This window comes from Bacillus sp. FSL M7-0307, assembly GCF_038627835.1.
GTDB lineage: Bacteria > Bacillota > Bacilli > Bacillales > Bacillaceae > Bacillus > Bacillus altitudinis.
This window is the reverse complement of the sequence record NZ_CP152023.1, coordinates 761118-782265: the sequence shown is the minus strand read 5'-3', so window position 1 is coordinate 782265 and position 21148 is coordinate 761118. Positions and strand designations below refer to the sequence as shown.

18 protein-coding genes are annotated in these 21148 nt (G+C 41.6%); 6 read left to right on the top strand and 12 right to left on the bottom strand.

What is annotated here, in order from left to right:
• Positions 1 to 10 precede the first annotated feature (10 nt).
• Positions 11 to 520, top strand: coding sequence for a GNAT family N-acetyltransferase (locus tag MHI41_RS03870; RefSeq protein WP_017366826.1), 510 nt, complete (start codon positions 11 to 13; stop codon positions 518 to 520).
• Between the two features lie 32 nt (positions 521 to 552).
• Here the strand turns inward: MHI41_RS03870 and MHI41_RS03865 are convergent, their stop codons facing one another.
• From MHI41_RS03865 to MHI41_RS03850, 4 genes are read right to left on the bottom strand one after another with little or no spacing between them, the layout of a single operon-like run.
• Positions 553 to 696 (bottom strand): hypothetical protein, encoded by a 144-nt coding sequence (locus MHI41_RS03865; RefSeq protein ID WP_162484020.1) that lies wholly within the window; start codon positions 694 to 696, stop codon positions 553 to 555.
• A gap of 31 nt (positions 697 to 727) precedes the next feature.
• Positions 728 to 1546: a YhjD/YihY/BrkB family envelope integrity protein gene (locus tag MHI41_RS03860; protein WP_008341753.1), complete on the bottom strand. Its 819-nt coding sequence runs from the start codon at positions 1544 to 1546 to the stop codon at positions 728 to 730.
• 18 nt (positions 1547 to 1564) lie between these two features.
• Positions 1565 to 1897: a hypothetical protein gene (locus MHI41_RS03855; protein WP_144626182.1), complete on the bottom strand. Its 333-nt coding sequence runs from the start codon at positions 1895 to 1897 to the stop codon at positions 1565 to 1567.
• Between the two features lie 20 nt (positions 1898 to 1917).
• Complete coding sequence (locus MHI41_RS03850) at positions 1918 to 2388, bottom strand: low molecular weight protein-tyrosine-phosphatase (protein WP_008341755.1); 471 nt, start codon at positions 2386 to 2388, stop codon at positions 1918 to 1920.
• A 174-nt stretch (positions 2389 to 2562) separates the two neighbouring features.
• Between MHI41_RS03850 and MHI41_RS03845 the strand changes: the two genes are divergently transcribed.
• Positions 2563 to 3918 carry a sodium:alanine symporter family protein gene (locus MHI41_RS03845; RefSeq protein ID WP_282833997.1) on the top strand — a complete coding sequence of 452 codons (1356 nt, stop codon included), beginning with the start codon at positions 2563 to 2565 and terminating at the stop codon, positions 3916 to 3918.
• Positions 3919 to 3993: 75 nt separating this feature from the next.
• Positions 3994 to 4209: a DUF1128 domain-containing protein gene (locus MHI41_RS03840; RefSeq protein WP_008341757.1), complete on the top strand. Its 216-nt coding sequence runs from the start codon at positions 3994 to 3996 to the stop codon at positions 4207 to 4209.
• A gap of 107 nt (positions 4210 to 4316) precedes the next feature.
• Here the strand turns inward: MHI41_RS03840 and MHI41_RS03835 are convergent, their stop codons facing one another.
• Positions 4317 to 4835, bottom strand: a complete 519-nt coding sequence (locus MHI41_RS03835) for a type 1 glutamine amidotransferase domain-containing protein (RefSeq protein ID WP_007496591.1) — start codon at positions 4833 to 4835, stop codon at positions 4317 to 4319.
• A gap of 255 nt (positions 4836 to 5090) precedes the next feature.
• On the opposite strand from MHI41_RS03835, the gene MHI41_RS03830 reads away from it, so the two are divergent.
• Complete coding sequence (locus MHI41_RS03830) at positions 5091 to 9371, top strand: multifunctional 2',3'-cyclic-nucleotide 2'-phosphodiesterase/3'-nucleotidase/5'-nucleotidase (protein ID WP_282833996.1); 4281 nt, start codon at positions 5091 to 5093, stop codon at positions 9369 to 9371.
• Between the two features lie 45 nt (positions 9372 to 9416).
• Here the strand turns inward: MHI41_RS03830 and MHI41_RS03825 are convergent, their stop codons facing one another.
• The 7 genes from MHI41_RS03825 to MHI41_RS03795 all read right to left on the bottom strand — a co-directional run bounded on the left by MHI41_RS03825 (position 9417) and on the right by MHI41_RS03795 (position 17865).
• Positions 9417 to 9851, bottom strand: coding sequence for a terpene synthase (locus tag MHI41_RS03825; RefSeq protein ID WP_065460003.1), 435 nt, complete (start codon positions 9849 to 9851; stop codon positions 9417 to 9419).
• An 82-nt stretch (positions 9852 to 9933) separates the two neighbouring features.
• Positions 9934 to 10650, bottom strand: coding sequence for a trehalose operon repressor (gene treR, locus MHI41_RS03820; protein WP_007496585.1), 717 nt, complete (start codon positions 10648 to 10650; stop codon positions 9934 to 9936).
• A 19-nt stretch (positions 10651 to 10669) separates the two neighbouring features.
• A complete protein-coding gene (gene treC, locus MHI41_RS03815; protein WP_342494571.1) occupies positions 10670 to 12370 on the bottom strand; it encodes an alpha,alpha-phosphotrehalase in 1701 nt (566 codons plus the stop codon).
• A gap of 15 nt (positions 12371 to 12385) precedes the next feature.
• Positions 12386 to 13819, bottom strand: coding sequence for a PTS system trehalose-specific EIIBC component (gene treP, locus MHI41_RS03810; RefSeq protein ID WP_008341760.1), 1434 nt, complete (start codon positions 13817 to 13819; stop codon positions 12386 to 12388).
• Between the two features lie 162 nt (positions 13820 to 13981).
• Positions 13982 to 14368, bottom strand: a complete 387-nt coding sequence (locus MHI41_RS03805; protein ID WP_019743529.1) for a DUF1992 domain-containing protein — start codon at positions 14366 to 14368, stop codon at positions 13982 to 13984.
• Positions 14369 to 14450: 82 nt separating this feature from the next.
• Positions 14451 to 16175, bottom strand: coding sequence for a methyl-accepting chemotaxis protein (locus MHI41_RS03800; RefSeq protein WP_019743528.1), 1725 nt, complete (start codon positions 16173 to 16175; stop codon positions 14451 to 14453).
• Positions 16176 to 16206: 31 nt separating this feature from the next.
• Positions 16207 to 17865 carry a pyridoxal-dependent decarboxylase gene (locus MHI41_RS03795; protein WP_019743527.1) on the bottom strand — a complete coding sequence of 553 codons (1659 nt, stop codon included), beginning with the start codon at positions 17863 to 17865 and terminating at the stop codon, positions 16207 to 16209.
• A 578-nt stretch (positions 17866 to 18443) separates the two neighbouring features.
• On the opposite strand from MHI41_RS03795, the gene MHI41_RS03790 reads away from it, so the two are divergent.
• Both MHI41_RS03790 and MHI41_RS03785 read left to right on the top strand, forming a co-directional pair.
• Positions 18444 to 20426, top strand: a complete 1983-nt coding sequence (locus MHI41_RS03790; protein WP_017358781.1) for an LTA synthase family protein — start codon at positions 18444 to 18446, stop codon at positions 20424 to 20426.
• A gap of 101 nt (positions 20427 to 20527) precedes the next feature.
• A complete protein-coding gene (locus MHI41_RS03785; protein WP_342494570.1) occupies positions 20528 to 21115 on the top strand; it encodes a YjgB family protein in 588 nt (195 codons plus the stop codon).
• Positions 21116 to 21148: the final 33 nt, after the last annotated feature.

Sequence of the window (21148 nt, the reverse complement as noted above, 5' to 3'; positions counted from 1 at the left end):
AGGATCTATTTTGTTTACATTTAACATTTCAAATGACTTAAAATTGGCGTGTTTACAAGTAGCCGATGCAGAGACATTATTTGCACTTATCCAGCAGAATAAAACTCACTTGGGAGAGTGGCTACCATGGGTGAATCACTGTTATCGCATAGAAGATGTTCAATCTTTTATTCAATCTGCCCACACTGCCTATGCTGAACGAAAAGACATAGAAGCGGGTATCGTATTAAACGATCAATTAATTGGGGTGTTCCGCATGACGTTTCAGCATCGGATAGGCAATATTGGGTATTGGATTGGTCAAGATGCACAAGGGCAAGGTATTGTGACCAAAACAGTGAAATGGATGACAGATACTTTTGCTCCTGAAGTCGATGGATTTGAAATCTTTTGTCCTGTTGGTCATGTCAGAAGTGAACGTGTTGCGATGAAAGCAGGGTTTCAGCTCGATCCTCACTATCAGCCAAAGCCTGATGCAACTTTTCTCCTGAAGCGTTATATACGGATATTGAATCATTAAAAACTCCCCTGCACCTATGCAGAGGAGTTTTTTCATCTAGTGATACCCATTTTGCCCATTCGCACTTCCACTTGTTTTGTGCTTTGGCTGATGGCCTTTGTTTTGTTTTGTGTTGCTTCCGCCTTTTTTCGATTGTTTAGACATTCGTTATTCCCCCATCCGTCAAGATTGAACATGTTCGTTCTCCTTTAGGATGCCCGTATTTCTTCACACCTTGCCTGGTACGATTTTACGCTTATGTAAAAGCGCATTGAGTTCGCCGCCGAGGATGATCATAATGCCGGTTAAATAAAACCAGATCATTAATATAATGATTCCCCCAATGCTTCCGTACATCGCACTATAGTTGGCAAATTCGCCTACATAAAATGAGAACAGCATGCTAACGAGAATCCAGCCAACAGAGGCAAATATGGCGCCAGGCAGCACAAATTTCAATTTCAGCCTGATATTAGGGGCAAAATAATATAGGGATGTAAAAACAATCAGTAAAATCAGTGGACTAATAATCCATCTCATGGCTGTCCAGATGGTGAGAAACGCATCTGACTGCCCTACTAATTTGGCAACGAATAAGCCAAGCTCTTTTCCAAAGACAGGTAGCATTAAGGCAAAAATAATCGTAAGCACCATCGCAATGGTTAAGATGATCGATGTTAAACGTACGAGAATGAAGGAACGATTTTCCTCAACTTCGTAAGCGTGGTTAAATGCTCTGACAACCGCATTAATGCCGTTGGATGCAGACCAGAGGGCCGCAATAATCCCGAATGACAACAATCCGCCGTTACGGTTATTCAGCGTCTCTTCGGCAATGGATTCAATCATCGAAAGCGCTCCCTCTGGCGCATAACCAGAAATGACGCTTAGAACATCCTTTGATGTCAGCGGCAAATAACCAACAAGTGTCAGCACGAAGATGAGAAACGGAAATAATGAAAGCAAAAAGAAATACGCAAGTTCAGCTGATTTTGCCGGTCCTTCATGCAGCAAAAAGCGTCCAATTAACGCTTTAACAAAACCCATACGCCTCATCTCCAATGATCAATCTTTCTGTTTCTTTTGAAAGTGATCCTTTGTTTCTTCAATAATCTCTAATACCTTTGGTGTTGTTTCCTTTAACTGATTCACCTGTTCATTCAGAAAAGACAAATCATCTGAGACCGTTCTCATCAATTGCTTCGTTTCTTCCATTTTTTCCTTCACGCAAGCAGACATCCTGCCAGGCTCCAGGCGGTATTCATCCAGCTTTTGCTGGCAGTGATTCCATTTTTCTTTCAGTGCAATTCTTGTTGGACGATGAAATAATGTCAGCAATATGCCGCAGGCTGCACCTATAACAGCTCCCCGAAGCACGATTTGATTGTTCTCTTCCATCTCATCTGATCTCCTTTCCGTTAAAGGTGTTTCTCTTTTTTTACATACGTCAAAAAACGATCAATTCCTGTTTCGATTAAATCATGTACTTCCTCAAAATTCCCAGTGTAATAAGGATCTGGCACATCGTCTCGATCGTCGTCTTCTACAAAGTCAAGAAGACGGCCAATAAAGTGATGTTTTCCATAGCCGGCTAAACTGCGGAGGGCGCCAACATTTTCAGCATCCATCGCAATGATATAGTCGTATGTGGTGATATCCTTATCCATGATTTGTCTTGCAGTCATTCCTTCATAGCTGATACCCTTTTCATCAAGCAGCTTTCGTGTTCCTTCATGCGGTGGACTGCCTTGATGCCAGCCGCCAATGCCTGCTGAATCAATCACAAAGTGTTCACTCAGCCCTTCGTCTTCGACTCGTTTTCTAAACATCGCCTCTGCCATCGGTGACCTGCAAATATTGCCGAGGCATACAAATAATACATGAATCATCCTTCATTCTCCTCCTATCTTTTCCCTAAGAATCCCTTTGGAAAACCTTTTCTCTATCATATCAAGCCCTTTTTCTTTTGGAAACTTTGCAAGAAAAACTTCCATCGGCATTGACAAATTACACAAAAACAGGAGAAACTTTAGGAGAATTACACAAACAAAGGGGGACATTAGATGGGAATCATTGAGCAGTTTGTCACGACGATGAACAATTTTTTGTGGGGGCCTCCCCTGTTGATTTTAATTGTTGGTACTGGAATCTACCTCACCTTTCGCATTCTCTTCATTCAAATTAGATTACTTCCTTATTCTTTAAAGCTCGCTTTTTCAAAACAAGACAAAACATCAGAGGGAGATATCTCCCATTTCCAAGCATTAATGACGGCTCTTGCTGCAACTGTCGGTACAGGGAATATCGTCGGTGTTGCCTCAGCTGTCATTGCAGGTGGTCCTGGTGCAGTATTTTGGATGTGGTTTGCTGCATTCTTCGGGATGGCCACCAAGTTTGCAGAAGCTGTTCTTGCTGTGAAATACAGGGTCAAAAACGAAAAAGGCGAAATGTCTGGCGGACCTATGTATTATTTAGAGCATGGCTTAAAGCAGAAATGGCTAGGGGTGCTATTTGCTGTTTTCGGTGCCAGTGCTGCCTTTGGGATCGGCAACCTGGTACAGTCTAATTCCATTTCAGGCGTCATGAATTCTACTTTTCAAATTCCAACATGGGTAACAGGTATCATCATTACCGCCTTTACGGCACTCGTGATTTTAGGCGGAATTAAAAGTATCGGCCGAGTGACATCTATTTTTGTACCAGTCATGGCTTTATTTTACGTCATTTGTGGGCTCATCATTCTTGTCATGAATGCTGATCTTGTTCCTGGCGCAGTCAGTCTTATTTTCTCAGATGCCTTTACAGGTCAAGCCGTGGCAGGTGGTGCGATTGGAACCGTTATTCGTTGGGGTGTCGCGCGAGGCGTCTTTTCCAATGAAGCTGGTCTTGGATCAGCACCAATTGCTGCTGCAGCTGCGAAAACGGATATGCCTGCCCGTCAAGCGCTCGTCTCTATGACGCAAGTGTTTATTGACACCATCATTGTTTGTTCTATCACTGGCATTACGATTGTCATGGCAGATATGTATTTAACAGAAAAAAGTGATGCGCTCACCTCTTTATCTTTTGCGTATTTCCTTGGACCAATCGGCTCAACCATTGTCGCCATCGGGCTGCTTTTGTTTGCTTATTCCACCATCATTGGGTGGTCCTATTACGGGGAAAAATGCTTTACATATTTGGCGAAGGATTCGTACGTCATGTATTACCGCATAGTGTTTGTGATAGCTGTCTTTTTCGGTGCCGTGTTTAAGAATGACTTCGTCTGGGGCGTAGCAGATATGCTCAATGGACTGATGGCCATTCCAAACTTAATTGGACTCATCGGTTTATCAGGTGTTGTGGTGTTTGAATCCAAACGAATCATTGATAAGATCAAAGAGGAGAAAAAGGAAAAAAACATTTCAGTGTCGTCATAATAGCCCTTTTATTCTTTTGCTTTTCTGTTAAAATAGACATATTATTCGACACATGCAGGAAAGGACGTGCCGCCCTTGTCACAGCAAAAAGCGGCTGAAGTCAATCAGCTGATTGAAGACATTTCGCAAAAGCTCAATATGCTGAATATTGGAGTCATCAAAGCAGAAGACTTCAGTCCAGATAAGTATGAAGATATTGAATTTCTTCACCAAATGGTGATGAAAAAATCTTCATTCAGCCCAAGTGAAATGCAAGCCATTGCAAGCGAGCTGAAAAGCTTAAGAAAATAATCGTGCACCTGATACTGAATTGCGGTTGACGCCGCTTTCTTATATCCATGCACAGAAAAAGCCAGCACCTCGCAAGGTGCTGGCTTTGTTTATCCTGTCAAAACTACTTATTTGGCGAGCAGTTTTAATGATTCACGGTTAAATGCTGGAATGTCATCAGGTGTACGGCTTGTGACAAGCTGATCCTGACAAACGACGACTTCTTCATCTTTGAATTTGGCGCCTGCGTTTTCCATATCTACTTGAATGGATGTATAGCCGGTCGCGCCTCTTCCTTCCAGCGTCTTCGCTGTAATAAGCAATTGCGGTCCATGACAGATCGCAAATACTGGTTTTTTCTCGTCCATAAAGGCTTTTGTGAATTGCACGTAGCGATCATCCGCACGCAGAATGTCTGGTGAGAAGCCGCCAGGAATCAGAAGTGCATCGAAGTCTTCTGGTTTCACGTTATCGATAGACGCATCGACTCTTACTTCTGCCTCTCCTTGCTTTCCTTTCACTGTTTTTCCTTTTTCGTTTTCAATGACTGTGATCTCATGGCCTGCGTCTTTAAAGGCTTTTGCAGGCTCGGTGAATTCAACATCCTCAAAGTAATCTGTTAAGACAACTGCAATTTTCTTACCCATGTAGAAACCCTCCTGCTTGATTATCGTTTACACTACACACTATACCCCCGCCAATTGAAATCAAACATCCTATCCCTATGAGAAAACCCCCTTTCAGAAAAAATAAGCATTTAGACTCATTCACATTCCCTTAACAAGGTAATTCGTATGATTTATGTTATCTTTACAATAATCTGCAAAAAATAACTACAAAAGTTAACGAAACATTTCTACAATAGGTATTGTGGTCAAAAAAATTAGAAAGGCGGAGATCAGGTGAAGAAGCAAGCACATAGGTCTAAACGAAGGAAAAACCTGTCTATTCTGCTCACTTCCATGATGTTGATTAGTCTCATTCTCCCAGCAGTACCTACTCATGCAGAAACAGAAAGCGGCAGTGCCGTAAAGGTCAGTATCTTAGCCACAACGGATGTTCATGCGAACATGATGAATTATGATTACTACAGTGACAAAGAAACAAATGAATTCGGTTTGGCAAAAACAGCCGAGCTGATTGACAAGCACCGTTCACAAAATCCCAATACACTCCTTGTTGATAACGGAGACCTGATTCAAGGAACCCCTCTTGGAGAATACGTTTATAAAAATGAAAAAGACAGCATCATCAATCAAACAAAGGTTCACCCCATTATTCATACACTCAACAAATTAAAATATGATGCAGGTACACTCGGCAATCATGAATTTAACTACGGTTTATCTTTTCTTGATGGTACCATTGCGGGCGCCAACTTCCCGATTGTCAATGCAAACGTCAAAAAGTTAAACGGAGAACACCGATTTACTCCTTATGTCATTCAGGATAAAACCTTTAAAGATGCAAACGGAGCCTCCCAAACTGTGAAAGTCGGTTACATAGGATTCGTACCACCACAAATTATGACGTGGGATAAGAAGCATTTAGATGGACAAGTTCAAGTGCAGGATATTGTGGAGTCTGCCAATGAAACCATTCCAGAAATGAAAGCAAAAGGCGCAGATGTCATCGTCGCTCTTGCTCATACAGGAATTGAAAAAACAGCTTCACCTAAAGGATCAGAAAATATGATCTTTGACCTTGCCACGAAAACAAAAGGCATTGATGCGATTGTGTCTGGCCACCAGCATGGCACATTCCCTAGCGCTGAATATAGCGGCGTAGACAAATTTGATGTCGCGAAGGGAACCATTAATGGCATTCCTGTCGTCATGTCAAAAAACTGGGGAAGCTACCTCGGAGTCATTGATTTAACACTAGAGCCAGACGGCAGCAACTGGAAAGTCACAGACGGAACAGGCAAAATTGAATCCGTTGCCGGGGTGACATCTCAAAACAGCACAGTGAAAAATGCCATTCAAACAACTCACCAAAACACCCTAGATTACGTCAGAAAGCCAGTTGGAAAAACAGAAGCAGACATTAACAGCTTTTTCGCTCAAGTGATGGATGACCCTTCTATTCAAATCGTGACAGATGCCCAGAAATGGTATGCACAAGAAAAAATGAAAGATACTTCGTACAAAAACTTGCCGATTCTCTCTGCGGGTGCGCCATTTAAAGCCGGTGGACGCAACGGTGTGAACTATTATACAAATATCGCAAAAGGTGATTTAGCGATTAAAAACATCGGCGATCTCTATCTTTACGATAACACCGTACAGATTGTAAAACTAAAAGGCAGTGAAGTAAAAGACTGGCTTGAAATGTCTGCTGGTCAGTTTAACCAAATCAAACCAAATACTTCAAATGAACAGCCTATTTTAAACGAAGAATACCGCTCATATAATTTTGATGTGATCGATGGTGTGACGTACCAAGTAGATGTCACACAGCCTGCTAAATACAGCACAACAGGCACACTTGTTAACGCTAGTGCGAACCGCATCAAAAACTTGTCTTACAACGGAAAACCCGTTTCTGACAATCAAGAATTTTTAGTCGTGACAAACAATTACCGTGCATCTGGCGGCGGAGGCTTCCCGCACCTCACACAAGATAAAGTCGTGCTCGCCTCAGCAGATGAGAACCGCCAAGTGCTGATGGATTATATTATTGAACAAAAAACCATTAACCCAAGCGCAGATCAAAACTGGTCCATTGCACCAGTAAAAGGCGCAACAGTCACCTTTGAATCTTCTCTACTTGCAAAACCGTTCGCAGAGAAATCAAGCAGCGTCGACTTTATTCGGAATGCCAGCACAGACGGACTTGGCGTGTACAAGCTAGCGTTTAAAGATGATGGTACAACAGAACCACCTGCAACAGACAATTGGCATTTAACGGTGATGCATACAAACGATACACATGCCCATCTGGATGATGCAGCAAGACGCGCAACTAAGATCAAAGAAGTTCGCGCCCAAAGCGAAAACAATATTTTATTAGACGCTGGAGATGTCTTCTCTGGTGATCTCTATTTCACAAAATGGCAAGGACTTGCCGATCTGAAACTGATGAACTTAATGAAATACGATGCCATGACGTTTGGAAATCATGAATTTGACAAAGGTCCATCTGTCCTTCGTCAATTCCTGACAGGTGATGCATCCAGTGTAGATGCTAAAAACCGTCACCAGTTTGAAAAACCGAACTTCCCGATCGTGTCATCAAACGTGAATGTCTCTAAGGAAAAACAGTTAAGCGACTTAGTGAAAAAGCCAGTAACATTTAAAGCTGGTGAGAAAAAAGAAGCTGGCATTTATCCTTACATCCTGCTTGATGTAAATGGTGAAAAGGTCGCTGTATTCGGTCTAACCACTGAAGACACAGCCATTACATCCAGCAGTGGTCCAAACATTCAATTTCAAGATGCATACAAAAAAGCAAAAGAAACAGTCAATACCATTCAAACTGAAGAAAAAATCAATAAAATTATTGCGCTCACACATATTGGCTATAACCGTGATCTAGAACTGGCTCAAAAAGTAGATGGCATTGATCTCATCGTTGGCGGTCACACCCACACCCTTGTTGAAAAATTAAAGGTCGTCAATAAAAAAGAACCAACGATTGTTGCGCAAGTAAAAGACTACGGACAATTTTTAGGAAAAGTAGACGTGGCCTTTGACAAAAAAGGCGTCGTACAGCCAAAAGAATCTTCTTTTGACCTCATCACGATCGACGACTCTGTGAAAGAAGATGCGGACGCAAAAGCGATTCTTGATCAGTACAAGGCAGATATCCAAGATTTAAAAACCGAAAAAGTCGGGACGTCAGATGTCTTCTTAGATGGACAGCGTGAACACGTCCGTGCAAAGGAAACGAACCTTGGAAACTTTATTGCAGATGGCATGTTAAAGAAAGCACAAGAATCTGCTGGGGCTGACCTTGCCATTACAAACGGCGGTGGTATTCGAGGCAGCATTGAAAAAGGAGATATCACATTAGGGGATATTTTAACGGTGATGCCTTTTGGAAACACACTATATGTCGCAGATTTAAAAGGCAGTCAAATTAAAAAAGCGCTTGAACAAGGTCTTTCAGGTATTGAAGAAGGCGGAGGCGCATTCCCTCATGTAGCCGGTATTGAATATACGTTTACACTGAGTAAACCGGCTGGCAGTAGACTGATTGATGTCAAATTGAAAGATCAAAATGGCAACCTGACTGACATTGATGATCAGAAAACATACCGCGTGGCGACTAACGCATTTGTCGGCACAGGCGGTGATGGCTACAGCGTCTTTACAGAAGCGTCTCATGGTGAAGACTTAGGCTATGTTGACTATGAAATTTTCAAAGAGCAAATTGAACAGGCAGACGGTCATATTTCTCCAGTCATCGACCATCGAGTGAAAGAAGTATTCCTTCCTCGCTTGAAAGGAAAAGGCGCCTATGACATTCAAGATGATGAGAAATTCCAAACGTATGTGCAGCATACGAACAAAGCATTGCTCTATTTAGACAAAGCAACCGAAGCGAAAAAGGTTCAATTGTCTCTATCAAAAGGGCAAGTAGCTGAACTGAAGAAACGAGAGCAAGATCCAAACGTCACCATCTATCATGACAAAGTCGGTCTAGCATTACCGCTCTCCAATTTGTCAGAGCAACATGCAGATATATCGATGGCAAAAACAAATAAGGTGAAAAACGCATTAACCGACACATACGATTTCCAAATCAAACAAGATCAGAAAAATGTGTCTACCTTTAAAGATCCCGTCACACTGTTCTTTACATTAGACGCGCCTGAAAAAGCGAAGAAACCAGGTGTCTATTATGTCGATCGTGAGAAAAACCGCTATGCCAAAACAAGTAACGGTTCATTCGAAAACGGGATTGTCTCAGGTAAAACGGAGCACTTTAGTGAATACACCGTACTCAATCAAAGTGAAGCTGCTGGAACAGCTCCAGACCAAACTGGCGGAGACGGTGGAACTTCTGCTCCAGGCGGTTCGGATCCAAGTCAGGATGGAAGCAGCTTACCAGGCGGCACACTGCCGAATACGGCAACGATGATGTATACAGCGGTATTGATTGGCTTACTCATGCTCGCCTCAGGCGGTATCCTTTATTACTATCAGCGCAAGCGCACACGAAACAAAGTATCATCTTAATAGAAAAGGACAGAGCATTGGCTCTGTCCTTTTTCCATCTCACTATCAATCTTGGGATAAATAAATCCAATGACGGTCATCAAATTCTTTCACATCATCTGACCCTATATGACGCAGCATTCTATTAAAGAACGTGATATCATCTTCATCATCCACGGCATATAAATCCTCTTGAACATATTCTCTCGTAATGAAATTCGTTAAGTTCGTGTTATTCACAAATTCAGCAAAGTACGATTTCACAAGGGTTAAATCTTCTTCATTTAATGTTTCATCACTGATAATTGAAATATGAAACACATTCAAAATCGCTTGAATATCCTCTTTATCCATATAACATAAAGGCTCTAATTTTCTATCTTCTTCTGTAAACGGTTTTCGTGTGTCTTCAATGATGACATAACATAAAATCCTGTGATCTTTCATTACGCTAAAAATTTCTAAATCTCGTAATTTGAGTGGTCTATTCAGTCTGATCATTTTTCCTCCTGAGATGTTGCTCTCGCTATTGTTTAATCCCTTGTTTCTCTACAACCTGAAATAGACAGAGCCTCGGCCCTGTCTACTTCTCTCTTCTAGCAAAATCCACGAACCTGAAACGATCTAGGCGGTGGCGGCTTTCTGTGTATTGGAATAGACTCGTATCCTCCAAGAACACATAATTCTTCACCACCACCACATGATCAAACCCGTTCAAATCGAGATACCTTTCATCCTCTTCTGTACATGGCTCGACCACAAATTCCTTTTGAGCATAACTAATCGAGACCCCAAGTTCTCCTTCAATATACTCGTAGATCGATCCTTCACAAATGTCCTTAGATAAGACCTGCACATGTTTTTGCAAAAAGTAATCTTTGTCTAAAATGACTTCTTCTCCGCTAATATTGCGAGAGCGAATGACTTCCCAAACGTCCTCCTGCCCACTGATTTTCAGCTGAGACTGAATATACTGATCTGGCTTGATTAAACCGAACTCATGAACCGTTGTTACCGTCTTTCGCCCAAGCGTTTGGGAAAGCTCTTTAAAGCTGACAAGACCCGAAACTGGGAACTGCATTTTCTCTCGATTCAGCAATACTGAGCCTTTCCCACGAATTTTTTGGATATAGCCATTTTGCACAAGGATGTTTAATGCCTTTCTCACCGTCTCACGGGATGTGTCATACATGACAGACAGCTCATGTTCTGATGGGAGGATGCCTTTATCCTGCCATTCACCTTGTTCAATTCGTCTTGCGAGCTGATCATAAATCACTCGAAACTTATTCTCTTTCATTTTCCTTCCGCCCCATTTACTAGCGTTTGGTTAAATGATAAACGATTGACTCATATGGGCGCAACGTAAATCCCTTGATATCTGCCGGCACATCCTCATAATTGGACAGCAGGACTTGCCCTTCCATTTCATTGACATCCTTTGCAAGCTCATCTGGAAGTGTAAAGTCCGTCTCGCCTGCATAAAAATGGTTGATCACGAGAATCTTCTCATCTTTGCCTTCTCGCACATACGCAAACACCTTTGGATCATCTGAAAGCAGTAAAGTAAAGCTGCCATAGGTGATCACATCAAGTTCTTTGCGAAGTCTGCAAAGGGCTTGATAATGATAAAAAACCGACGTCTCGTCTTTTAATGCAGCTTCTACTGAAATATCGTTTTGAGCTGGTTCAATCCAAGGTGTACCTTTTGAGAACCCCACATTTTTTTCCGAAGTCCATTGCATAGGTGTCCTTGCGTTATCTCTTGATTTGACCTGTAAAATTGCCAAAGCTTCTTCCTTTGTTTTCCCTTTTTCAAGCATCACTTCATACATATTCAGTGATTCGATATCGCGGTATGACGAAATGTCCTCAAAGCGAGGATTCTTCATCCCAATTTCTTCACCTTGATAAATATAAGGAGTGCCTTGCATCAAATGAATGGTGGTCGCCAGCATCTTCGCTGATTGCTGATGGTACGTGCCATCATCACCGTACCTTGACACGATGCGCGGCTGGTCATGGTTACACCAAAAGAGTGCGTTCCAGCCGCCGCCCTCATGCATTTTCGTCTGCCATTCTGACAGAATTGATTTCAACTCTAGAAAATCAAATGGCGCAATGGCCCACTTTTCACCGTTAGGATAGTCAACTTTTAAATGATGAAAATTAAACGTCATATCCAGCTCCTGCCGATCAGGTCTTGTATACCGAATGCAGTCTGCAATATTCGTTGAAGACATTTCCCCCACGGTCATGCTATCGTATTTCGAAAACACTTCCTTGTTCATTTCATGCAAGAATTCATGAATTCTCGGCCCATCTGTATAGTACATACGTCCATCACCTTGCACTGATTGCCCGGCATCATCTAAAAAGCGTTGATCCTTTGAAATGTTATTGATGACATCCAGTCTGAATCCATCGATCCCTTTTTCAAACCAAAAGTGCATGATGTCATATACTTTCCTGCGCACTTCATCATGTTCCCAATTGAGGTCTGCCTGGGTAACATCATATAAATGAAGATAATAGTCACCTGTCGCTTCATCTAATTCCCACGCTGGCCCGCCAAACTTTGACTGCCAATCATTCGGAGGAGAGCCGTCCGCTTTCGGCTCCTTCCAAATATAATAGTCTCGATACGGGTTTTTCTTCGACTCTCGGGAGGCTTGAAACCACTCATGGAAAATCGACGTATGGTTCACAGCGAGATCCATGATGACACGAATTCCTCGTTCATGTGCTTCTTTCAGCATGTGTTCAAAATCAGCCATTGTGCCGTACATGTCATGTATTTTTTGATAATCACTAATATCATAGCCATTGTCATACTGTGGTGACTCATACATAGGGGTCAGCCAAATACAATCCGCCCCTAGCTCTTTGATATAGTCGAGCTTTTTCGTCACGCCATTGATATCACCTGTACCAGAGCCTGTTGTGTCTAAAAAGCTCTTCGGATAGATTTGATAGACCACGGCTTTTTTCCACCATGGTTCTTTTGTTTGTTGATTCAATTTCCTTCACCACCACTAGTTAAGTTCTTGTGATACATCCTTCTTCTTAAGTTTTGCATATAAAAGGGTACCAATGAATGGGACGATCAGCACAATCACCATTCCGATGGCAAATGCCCCCCAATATTTCGGAATGATCGAGAAGATTCCTGGAATGCCTCCAACGCCGACTGAACTTGCCAGTACCCCTTGTGAGGCAATAAACATACCAGCTATCCCTGAACTGATCAGGGCAAAAATAAACGGGAATCTATAGCGCAAGTTCACCCCAAACATCGCCGGTTCAGTAATGCCCAAGTAAGCAGAAATACTTGATGTCAGCGAGAGCCCTTTTTGCTTTTCATCTTTTAAGACAAACATCATCGCAAGTGCCGCTGATCCTTGAGCAATATTAGACAGTGCGAGCATTGGCCATAGGAACGTGCCGTGCAGTTTTGAGTTAATCAGCTGAATATCGACCGCTAGGAATGTATGATGCATGCCTGTAATGACTAACGCTGCATACAATCCGCCATATAAAAGACCGCCAAGTGCTGCGAATTGCTGAAATACGGTGACGAGTCCAGATGTTAAAACGTTTCCGATCGCAAATGTAACGGGACCAATGACGATAAATGATAAAAATCCAATGAGCAGTAATGTAATTGGTGCAACAACTAACAGCTGAATACTTTCAGGTGTCCTTTTTGTTATAAATAATTCGAGCTTTGCGAGTAAATAGGAGGCAACGAGTATCGGCAGAACTTGCCCTTGGTAACCTACCTTTTGTACTTCAAGTCCAAACAAATTCCAAACAGGAATGTCACCTGTCTTTTCTGCCGCTCCATACCCCCACGCATTCAACAGATCTGGATGTACAAGCATCAGTCCAAGGACCATCCCTAAAAGCGGATTACCTCCAAACCGCTTGACAGCCGACCAGCCGATTAATGCTGGCAAGAAGGTAAAGGCAGTACCTGCAATCAAGTTGATCATATTCGCTAAATCCGCCCATGCCGGATACACATCCACAATGGATTTTTGATCAAAGAAAATATCAGGAGCTGTTAAAATATTATTAATCCCCATTAATAAACCGGCTGTCACGATAGCTGGAAGGATTGGAATGAAGATATCTGCAAGCGTTTTCACTGCACGCTGCAGTGGATTTAATTTCTGATCAGAGGCACGCTTGACGTCCTCTTTTGTCGCTTCGCCGATTCCCGTCTGTTTGACCATTTCAGCATAAACCCGATTAACCACTCCTTGACCAATGACCACTTGATATTGGCCATTCGCTGAGAAAGATCCTTTCACTTCATCAATTTGTTCTAGTGCTTTCTCATCCACCTTACCTTCATCTTTTAGCACAAAACGAAGTCTTGTCACACAATGTGTGGCTTGATCAATGTTTTCTTTGCCGCCAATGGCTTTTACAATCTGATCTGCCGCTGTCTGATAATCAGCCATGCTATCCCCTCCGAGACCGTTTTTTTATAAGAAAAAAGAATCAAAACTTGTATATACATGTTCACCTCATATTTTATATTTGTATATACATGTAGTCAACAATAAATTGTAGCGCTTTCATAAAAAAAGCTCCCTCAATGTGCTCAGAGAGGCAGCGTGTCATCATCTTTTTTTATGCTCCGTTAGTTTTTCGTAGACCCTATTCTTATAAAAGGAGGAGGCTGGTCGAGCAAACGTTTGGCGCTTGGATGTGAGTTCATCGAGGCGTTTTTGTTTTTCCTCACATACGAGAGAGAGTTTTTTTCTTTCTTCTCCATCTATACTCGTTTTCAGTAACTCTTTGACCGTCATTAGTTCTTTTTTCAAAGCGGTTTCTTCCCCGGCAAAGCCAGCATTTTTCATGATTCGATAGCCCATCCTCAGCTCTTCTGGTACATGAGCAGCATCATCCTTTGGCAGAGGTTTCCCAAAGCCTGATAGTCCTTCAAAAGCTCCATTGTCCATCGCCTTTTTGATCCGTTCTTCTGACAATCTCTGCGCAAAATCCATGACACGTCTCCTTTCAGATCGTCTGATATTTTGGTTAAGCATAGCAAAAAAGCTGACTCTCTCACAAGAGCCAGCTTTCTCGTTATTTTTTGTCGATTTTAAAAGTAGATACCATTTGTGCCAAGTCCTCTGACATGTCAGAGAGCTGTTCAATCGCACTTGAAATTTGCTGCATGCCAGCACTTTGTTGTTCTGTTGCTGCCGCTACTTCTTGAGAGCTTGCCGCATGTTCTTCTGACACGACCGAAATTTGTTCAATCGATGTAGAAATTGTTTGATATGCTCGTTCTACCTGCTGAATAGATTGAAGCAAATTGTTCGTTCTGCTTGCAAATTGAGACACTCCATCATAAATACCAGCGAAGTTCTGCGAGGTGCCTTTCATTTGCTCCCGGCCTTCTTCCACTGCTTTACTGCTTTCCTCCACGCTTTCAAGGACACGCTGACTATTTTCCTGTGTGCCAATGACTAAGTCTGAGACCGTTTTAGCTGCATCAGCTGACTGTTCAGCTAACTTACGGACTTCATCAGCCACAACAGCAAATCCTTTTCCTTCTTCTCCTACACGTGCTGCTTCAATAGAAGCATTCAGTGCAAGCAGATTCGTTTGCGCTGAAATGTCCGTAATAATGGAGATGACACTTTCAATTTCTGTTGAATGTGATTGCAATTCTTCTGCCGCTTGCTTGGAGCTTGTCATCATGTCGTGTAACATGTTGAGATGTTCAAGCACATGCTGCACCAATTTTTGACCAGATTCTGACTGCTCTTGTACTTCTGATGAAACAGATTTCATTTCATCCACTTCTTTTGTCACGCCTTCGATTTGAGTATCGATTTCCGCAACAGATGTTGTGCAGTCTGTAATGTTTGCGACTGAATCATTGATTCCTTCACTCATATTCGTCATCGCTTCTGACACTTGTTGTGCACTTTGACTAGATTCCGTTGTCACTGTGCGAAGCTGTGAAGACATTTTCGACACTTCACTTGATGAGTTTGAGATCTTTCCAATAAGCTCTTTGATCCGTCCCTGCATTTTCTGGAAGGAAGCCGCTAATTGACCGATCTCATCTTTACTTTGAACTTCTACCATGCCAGTTAAATCACCATCTGCAATTCGATCCGCTGATTCCATTAATGAACGTGCTGGTTTTGCAATTCTTCTTCCCATGAAGAATGAGAAGAGTAATCCGCCGATGAGCACAATCGCAGATGCTACTGTAATATAAATTGTCAGCTTTTTCGTTGTTGCTGGAACAACAGACGCATCTAAGTCAATTCCTAAAATCCCCGTGAGTTCACCGCCTGAATCTTTAATTGGTAAAAAGACGGATTTATGAGTCCCATACGAATCAACATAAATGTCACTTTTGACCATTTTATCTTCAGAAAGAGCTTGTTTCATTTCATCTGAAAAGACATAATCTTGATCAAAATCATTGTCTTCCCCTGTTAGTACGATGATTCTTTCTTTACCGCCCTTATTTGATAACACGTATAAGTTCTCAAGCGTATGATCTTTTTGTAGCTCTGTGAATTTCTTTTTGATCTCCACATAAACGGGATCATCCTTCCCGCTTATGTTAAGGACATTTCCATCAATTTGATCGATTTCTTTTTTAGCCGTATCAATATCTGTTGTTAATCGATAATCAAACTGTTTTAACAATTGGGATGATAAATCCTGGCTAACTAAATAAAATGTTAGAACGAATAATGCAACGGTTGCGAGTAATGTTACGACAACGACTGACATGATTTTGGAGGATATCGTAAGTCCTCCAAACTTCCTTTGTTTCGCCATTTTTTTCTACATCTCCACTCTCAATTTTAATTTAAGCCTCTACACTTTCAAATTGTCCACAAACAGATGCAATGACATCTTTTAAATAAGATACGATATGAGGGATATGCTCCGGTAACGTATAAGGTGAAATCACAAAAAATTTACTCACACTTAGATAGAATTCTTGACCTTCTTTGGCATTGACTTGTAAAAACTTCGTTGTATCGCCAAAGAACATTTCGTCTCTTTTCTCTCCAAGCTTTTCAAAGAGGATTTTGTTCAAATCATTGTTGCGCTCAATTTCCATAGCAGTTGCTTCTCCAGATATTTCTTCCTTAAAACGAGGAGAACCGTCTAGGTAAATTCTAAACAATGTAGCCATTCCGACATTGTCATCATTGACGACTTCTGCTTGTGGAATTTCCTGACGGAGCGCTTCTCTAAATGCAAGGTTCACCTCTAAAAATTGACCGAGCAAGCGCTGGTATCCTTCAATTCCAAACGTTAGCAGCACACTTAGCATGCTGATGGAGCTTCCCATTCTTGAGCATTCAAGCGTATAACCCGTATGGTATTCCCCGTATCCTCTATGTCCAACGTATGGTGTTTCTTGTTCTTCTAGGTCCAAGCGCTTTAAGTCAGCAGCGTTTTTCACTAAGAATAAACTAGATGTGTACGGTGTTTGTCCGAGCTTTTGAAAATCAAAACACATCGTGTCAGCAAGAGAAAGATGCTGAAACTTTGCTTTGATTTCTTTTAACATACGAAGAACTCCGTCTGAGAATTGCAGCGGGTTTTCAGATACATCATACTCATTAAAGAAAGCAAAGAATCCACCAAGCGCCGAATCTGCATGAATATGCGGCACCTTGAGACCATACTTCTCAGCAATGGCTTCTGCCGTTTCACGCACCCCTTTTACATCATCAATTGCAATGGCATCTGTTGTTCCGGTTGTTGCCACAATATAAACGGGAATTCCGCCATTTTGGGCAACACGTTCCATTTGACAACGCAAATCTTCCATATCCATCGAATGATCTTTATTCGTCTTAATTCTGATTAAGTTGTCTGTGCCAATCCCTGTTGCTTCCATCGACTTAAATAAGCTGTAATGTGCTGCATCAGAACAAAACGCATAAAGATTTTGCGGGACACCTTTTCGTAATGACTCCGGTGCAACTTTCGCAATCGCTAAACGAAGTCCCGAGAAAATAGCCCCTTGACCTCCCCATGTTGTGTAACCCCCGCTCACATTTGGATCATATCCGATGAGCTTAGACATCATTGAGACCACTCTGACCTCAGCTTCCGCGCCTGCTGGTCCATACACATCCCAAAGGTTGTTTCCGTTAACCAGCATAGCCGTCAGCATGCCTAGAATTCCTGGTGTACTTGCCATTGGCAAAATGTTCGTGAAGAAATACTTCGTGTGGTATGGATGATTATGTAAAAGCTTCAGTAATTCTTCATTCACAAGTTCCGCTTGTTGTCCGTTCATCGGAATTTGACTTGTTTCAGTGAGCTTTTTGTAAAAGTCCTCCTCGCGATTCTTTTCACCTTTTAGGTGAGCACGGTTCGGATCCTTCAGGTCATCGACCCCTGAAATGATCTGTTCCATTAATTTAACGAGTTCTTTCCGCTCTTCTGCATTTCCGTCCTCACTCGGAAACCAGTTCTGAACGAGGTTCTGTGCTCGTACAGTCATATACTATCAATCCTTTCAATGGAAGATTTCCTGTCACTGTCTATATCGACCCCGTTTCAAAAGTTTATAGTGTCGAACTGTTCACTTAAGTATATTTAGATAATTTGTTCACACGTCAAAAAGAATAAAACCCTTACAATACACATCAAAACCATTATGTTTGTGAAACAACAATATATATCAATATACTTTCTTGAAGGAATTATTATCCAGACAAATCAGCGGTTTATTCATTCATTTTTTTTACTTAACCTGCATAAACATTAATAAACACTGGAAATCCGCCTAAATGCACCATTGTAGAAATCAAATTAATTCTTTAGACTTGTGTCTTTTTACCTGTTTTATTGATATAGCAACAGGAAAAATACAGAATTTTCTGTAATTATTAGGATGAATTTCACAAAAAGTTTTTCGGAGATCGAGTATTTTCGATGTCTTCCCATTTCTAGCTCGGACAGGCTGCCTTAGGTGCTCACCAGTTATGACTTTTCTATTTGTGCATTTCATGGTATATTCTAATGGTTCGTTTTCTTTCGTTCCGCCTCTTCCGTTTATCGGAGAAAAGGAGTGTTTAAATGAAAACATTTATTCAAAAAAGGGGCCTCGGCTTCTTTGTGATTGCAGCCATCTTGTTATGGCTCAAGACGTATACAGCTTATTTAATCGAATTTAAACTTGGTATATCAAATGTGCTTCAGCATATTTTGCTTTTTGTGAATCCTATTAGCTCCAGCTTGTTCTTTCTTGGCTTTGCTTTATTGTTCAAGAAAAAATGGCAGCCTGCCGCTATCATTGTGATTCACTTTTTCATGTCTTTTTTACTTTACGCAAACATTGTGTACTATCGATTCTTCAATGACTTTATCACGCTGCCTACAGTGATGCAGGCAGGAACGAATGGCGGACAATTAGGTGATAGTGCATTTTCACTCATGCGTTGGACTGATATGTTTTACTTTCTCGATACCATCATCTTGATCGTACTCGCAGTCCGCATGAAAAGACAGCAGCAAACAAGTACAGCGACTGTACCTGTTCAAAAAACAAAATCGTTTAGACTCGTTCTTGTGTCCTCTGTTCTGATCTTTGTTGTCAACTTAATCGCAGCAGAAATTGATCGCCCAGAGCTTTTATCAAGATCGTTCGACCGCAATTATTTAGTCAAATACTTGGGTGCTTATAATTTTACGGTGTTTGATGCCATTCAAAATGTGAAATCAAACAGCCAGCGTGCCCTGGCAAATTCAAGTGACGTAACAGATGTAGAGAATTATCTAAAGGCGAACAGCGCTGATCCAAACCCGGCTTATTACGGGAAAGCGAAAGGCATGAACGTCATTACGATTTCTCTTGAATCACTGCAAAACTTTGTCATTGATTACAAGGTGAATGGAAAAGAGGTCACTCCTTTCCTAAATTCATTAGCCCATGACAACAAAACGTTTTATTTTGATAACTTCTTCCATCAAACAGGACAAGGAAAGACATCTGATGCGGAATTTATGATGGATACGGGGCTTTTCCCATTATCACAAGGCTCTGTGTTTATTAATAAAGCTCAAAACACATATCAGGCGCTTCCTGGCATTTTGAAAAAGGACCAATACACGTCCGCTGAATTCCACGGGAATACGAAAACGTTCTGGAACCGAAATGAAATGTTTAAGTCCTTTGGATATGACAGATTTTACGATTCTGAGTACTACGATATGAATGAACAAGATACGAAGAACTATGGATTGAAAGACAAACCGTTCTTCAAAGAATCCATGCCAATGCTTGAAAATCTAAAACAGCCGTTTTATTCGAAATTCATTACGCTGTCAAACCACTTCCCATTTGGTATGGATGAAGGTGATACCGATTTTGAACCTGGCGACTTCGGAGACTCTGTCGTTGATAACTACTTCCAATCTGCTCATTATTTAGATGAAGCCATTGAACAGTTCTTTAATGACTTGAAGAAATCCGGTCTCTATGACAATACCGTCGTCATTATGTACGGTGACCACTACGGCATTTCAGAAAACCATAATGAAGCGATGGAAAAAGTGACTGGCGAAAAAATTGGAGACTATGAAAATGCCCAGCTTATGCGTGTGCCGCTCTTTATCCATGTGCCAGGCGTAAAAGGCGGACAGATTCATAAATACTCTGGTGAAGTGGATGTTGCGCCTACCCTTCTCCACCTGCTCGGAGATGATACAAAGAACTATTTAATGTCTGGTTCTGATATCTTATCGAAGAACTTTAAAGAGCTTGTGCCATTTAGAAATGGAGACTTCGTGTCTAAGGACTACACGAAAGTAGGCAACAACTATTACAGCAACAAAACAGGTGAAAAAATCGAGCCGACTGAAAAGGCATCACAAGAAAACGAAACGGTGAAAAAGATGCTGGAGACATCTGATAAGATTGTCACGGAAGATTTACTCCGTTTCTACAAACCTAAAGGCTTTACACCAATTGAGCGAAATGATTATGACTACACAAAGAAAGTACAGGATGAAAAAGATTCTTCTTCCGCCAAAGATGAATCCAGCTCGTCTTCCAAATAACTTTCTCATTTAAAGCCCCAGCCGATCCAAGATCAGCTGGGGCTTTTTACGTTTGATCCGTATGACACCGGGTATAGGTGAAGAAGGAGGGATTATTGATCATGAAAAAAACAGCAGCATTTCTCGTGACCGCTTCACTCGCTTCTTCCACCTTATTTGCTTTCAGCCCGGCGATTTCAGCGCACGCCCTGACCCAAACGCAGGCAGAACAATCCATTCCTCAAGGTCCGAAAGCAGCACTAAACAGCATTTATCAGCTGGCACATAAAGGACAAATGCCATACTATGCAGAAGGACTCAAAATAGGGGTTCAAACAAAAAAAGACGTACGGCATAAATTAGGACAGCCTTATCCAGCAACCGGGCAAAACGGCTTTGATTTGTATCATGCTGAAATGGGCAACCCTGGATTCGCTTTTCACTATGACAAAAAAGGCAAAATAAACGAAATCCGTTATTTTGGAACAAATGTAGAAAAAGAAACGAATATTGGAGGAATGACTCCTTCCCTATTAAAGAAACAGATTGGACCTGCAGATTCAGTCAGCACCATCCCGCAAACAAAAGAGAAGAAATACGTTTATCAGACCGGTGATTATGAGCTCGAATTTGTCGTCGGACATGATCCAGATATCAGTCAGCACGAGCTGACTGTGGTGCATATTAACCTCATCAAAGCGGGTTCCTAAATAAAAAGCATCCTGAGTTTTCACTCAGGATGC

What these genes read in the sequence shown, in the direction of transcription:
- MHI41_RS03845 (WP_282833997.1), top strand. Translation starts at nt 2,563, where the DNA reads ATGGGAATCATTGAGCAGTTTGTCACGACGATGAACAATTTTTTGTGG.
- MHI41_RS03855 (WP_144626182.1), bottom strand. Translation starts at nt 1,897, where the DNA reads ATGGAAGAGAACAATCAAATCGTGCTTCGGGGAGCTGTTATAGGTGCA.
- MHI41_RS03795 (WP_019743527.1), bottom strand. Translation starts at nt 17,865, where the DNA reads ATGACTGTACGAGCACAGAACCTCGTTCAGAACTGGTTTCCGAGTGAG.
- MHI41_RS03805 (WP_019743529.1), bottom strand. Translation starts at nt 14,368, where the DNA reads ATGGATTTTGCGCAGAGATTGTCAGAAGAACGGATCAAAAAGGCGATG.
- MHI41_RS03865 (WP_162484020.1), bottom strand. Translation starts at nt 696, where the DNA reads ATGTTCAATCTTGACGGATGGGGGAATAACGAATGTCTAAACAATCGA.
- treP (WP_008341760.1), bottom strand. Translation starts at nt 13,819, where the DNA reads ATGGCTGATTATCAGACAGCGGCAGATCAGATTGTAAAAGCCATTGGC.
- MHI41_RS03785 (WP_342494570.1), top strand. Translation starts at nt 20,528, where the DNA reads ATGAAAAAAACAGCAGCATTTCTCGTGACCGCTTCACTCGCTTCTTCC.
- MHI41_RS03860 (WP_008341753.1), bottom strand. Translation starts at nt 1,546, where the DNA reads ATGGGTTTTGTTAAAGCGTTAATTGGACGCTTTTTGCTGCATGAAGGA.
- MHI41_RS03790 (WP_017358781.1), top strand. Translation starts at nt 18,444, where the DNA reads ATGAAAACATTTATTCAAAAAAGGGGCCTCGGCTTCTTTGTGATTGCA.
- MHI41_RS03825 (WP_065460003.1), bottom strand. Translation starts at nt 9,851, where the DNA reads ATGATCAGACTGAATAGACCACTCAAATTACGAGATTTAGAAATTTTT.
- MHI41_RS03850 (WP_008341755.1), bottom strand. Translation starts at nt 2,388, where the DNA reads ATGATTCATGTATTATTTGTATGCCTCGGCAATATTTGCAGGTCACCG.
- MHI41_RS03835 (WP_007496591.1), bottom strand. Translation starts at nt 4,835, where the DNA reads ATGGGTAAGAAAATTGCAGTTGTCTTAACAGATTACTTTGAGGATGTT.
- treR (WP_007496585.1), bottom strand. Translation starts at nt 10,650, where the DNA reads ATGAAAGAGAATAAGTTTCGAGTGATTTATGATCAGCTCGCAAGACGA.
- MHI41_RS03800 (WP_019743528.1), bottom strand. Translation starts at nt 16,175, where the DNA reads ATGGCGAAACAAAGGAAGTTTGGAGGACTTACGATATCCTCCAAAATC.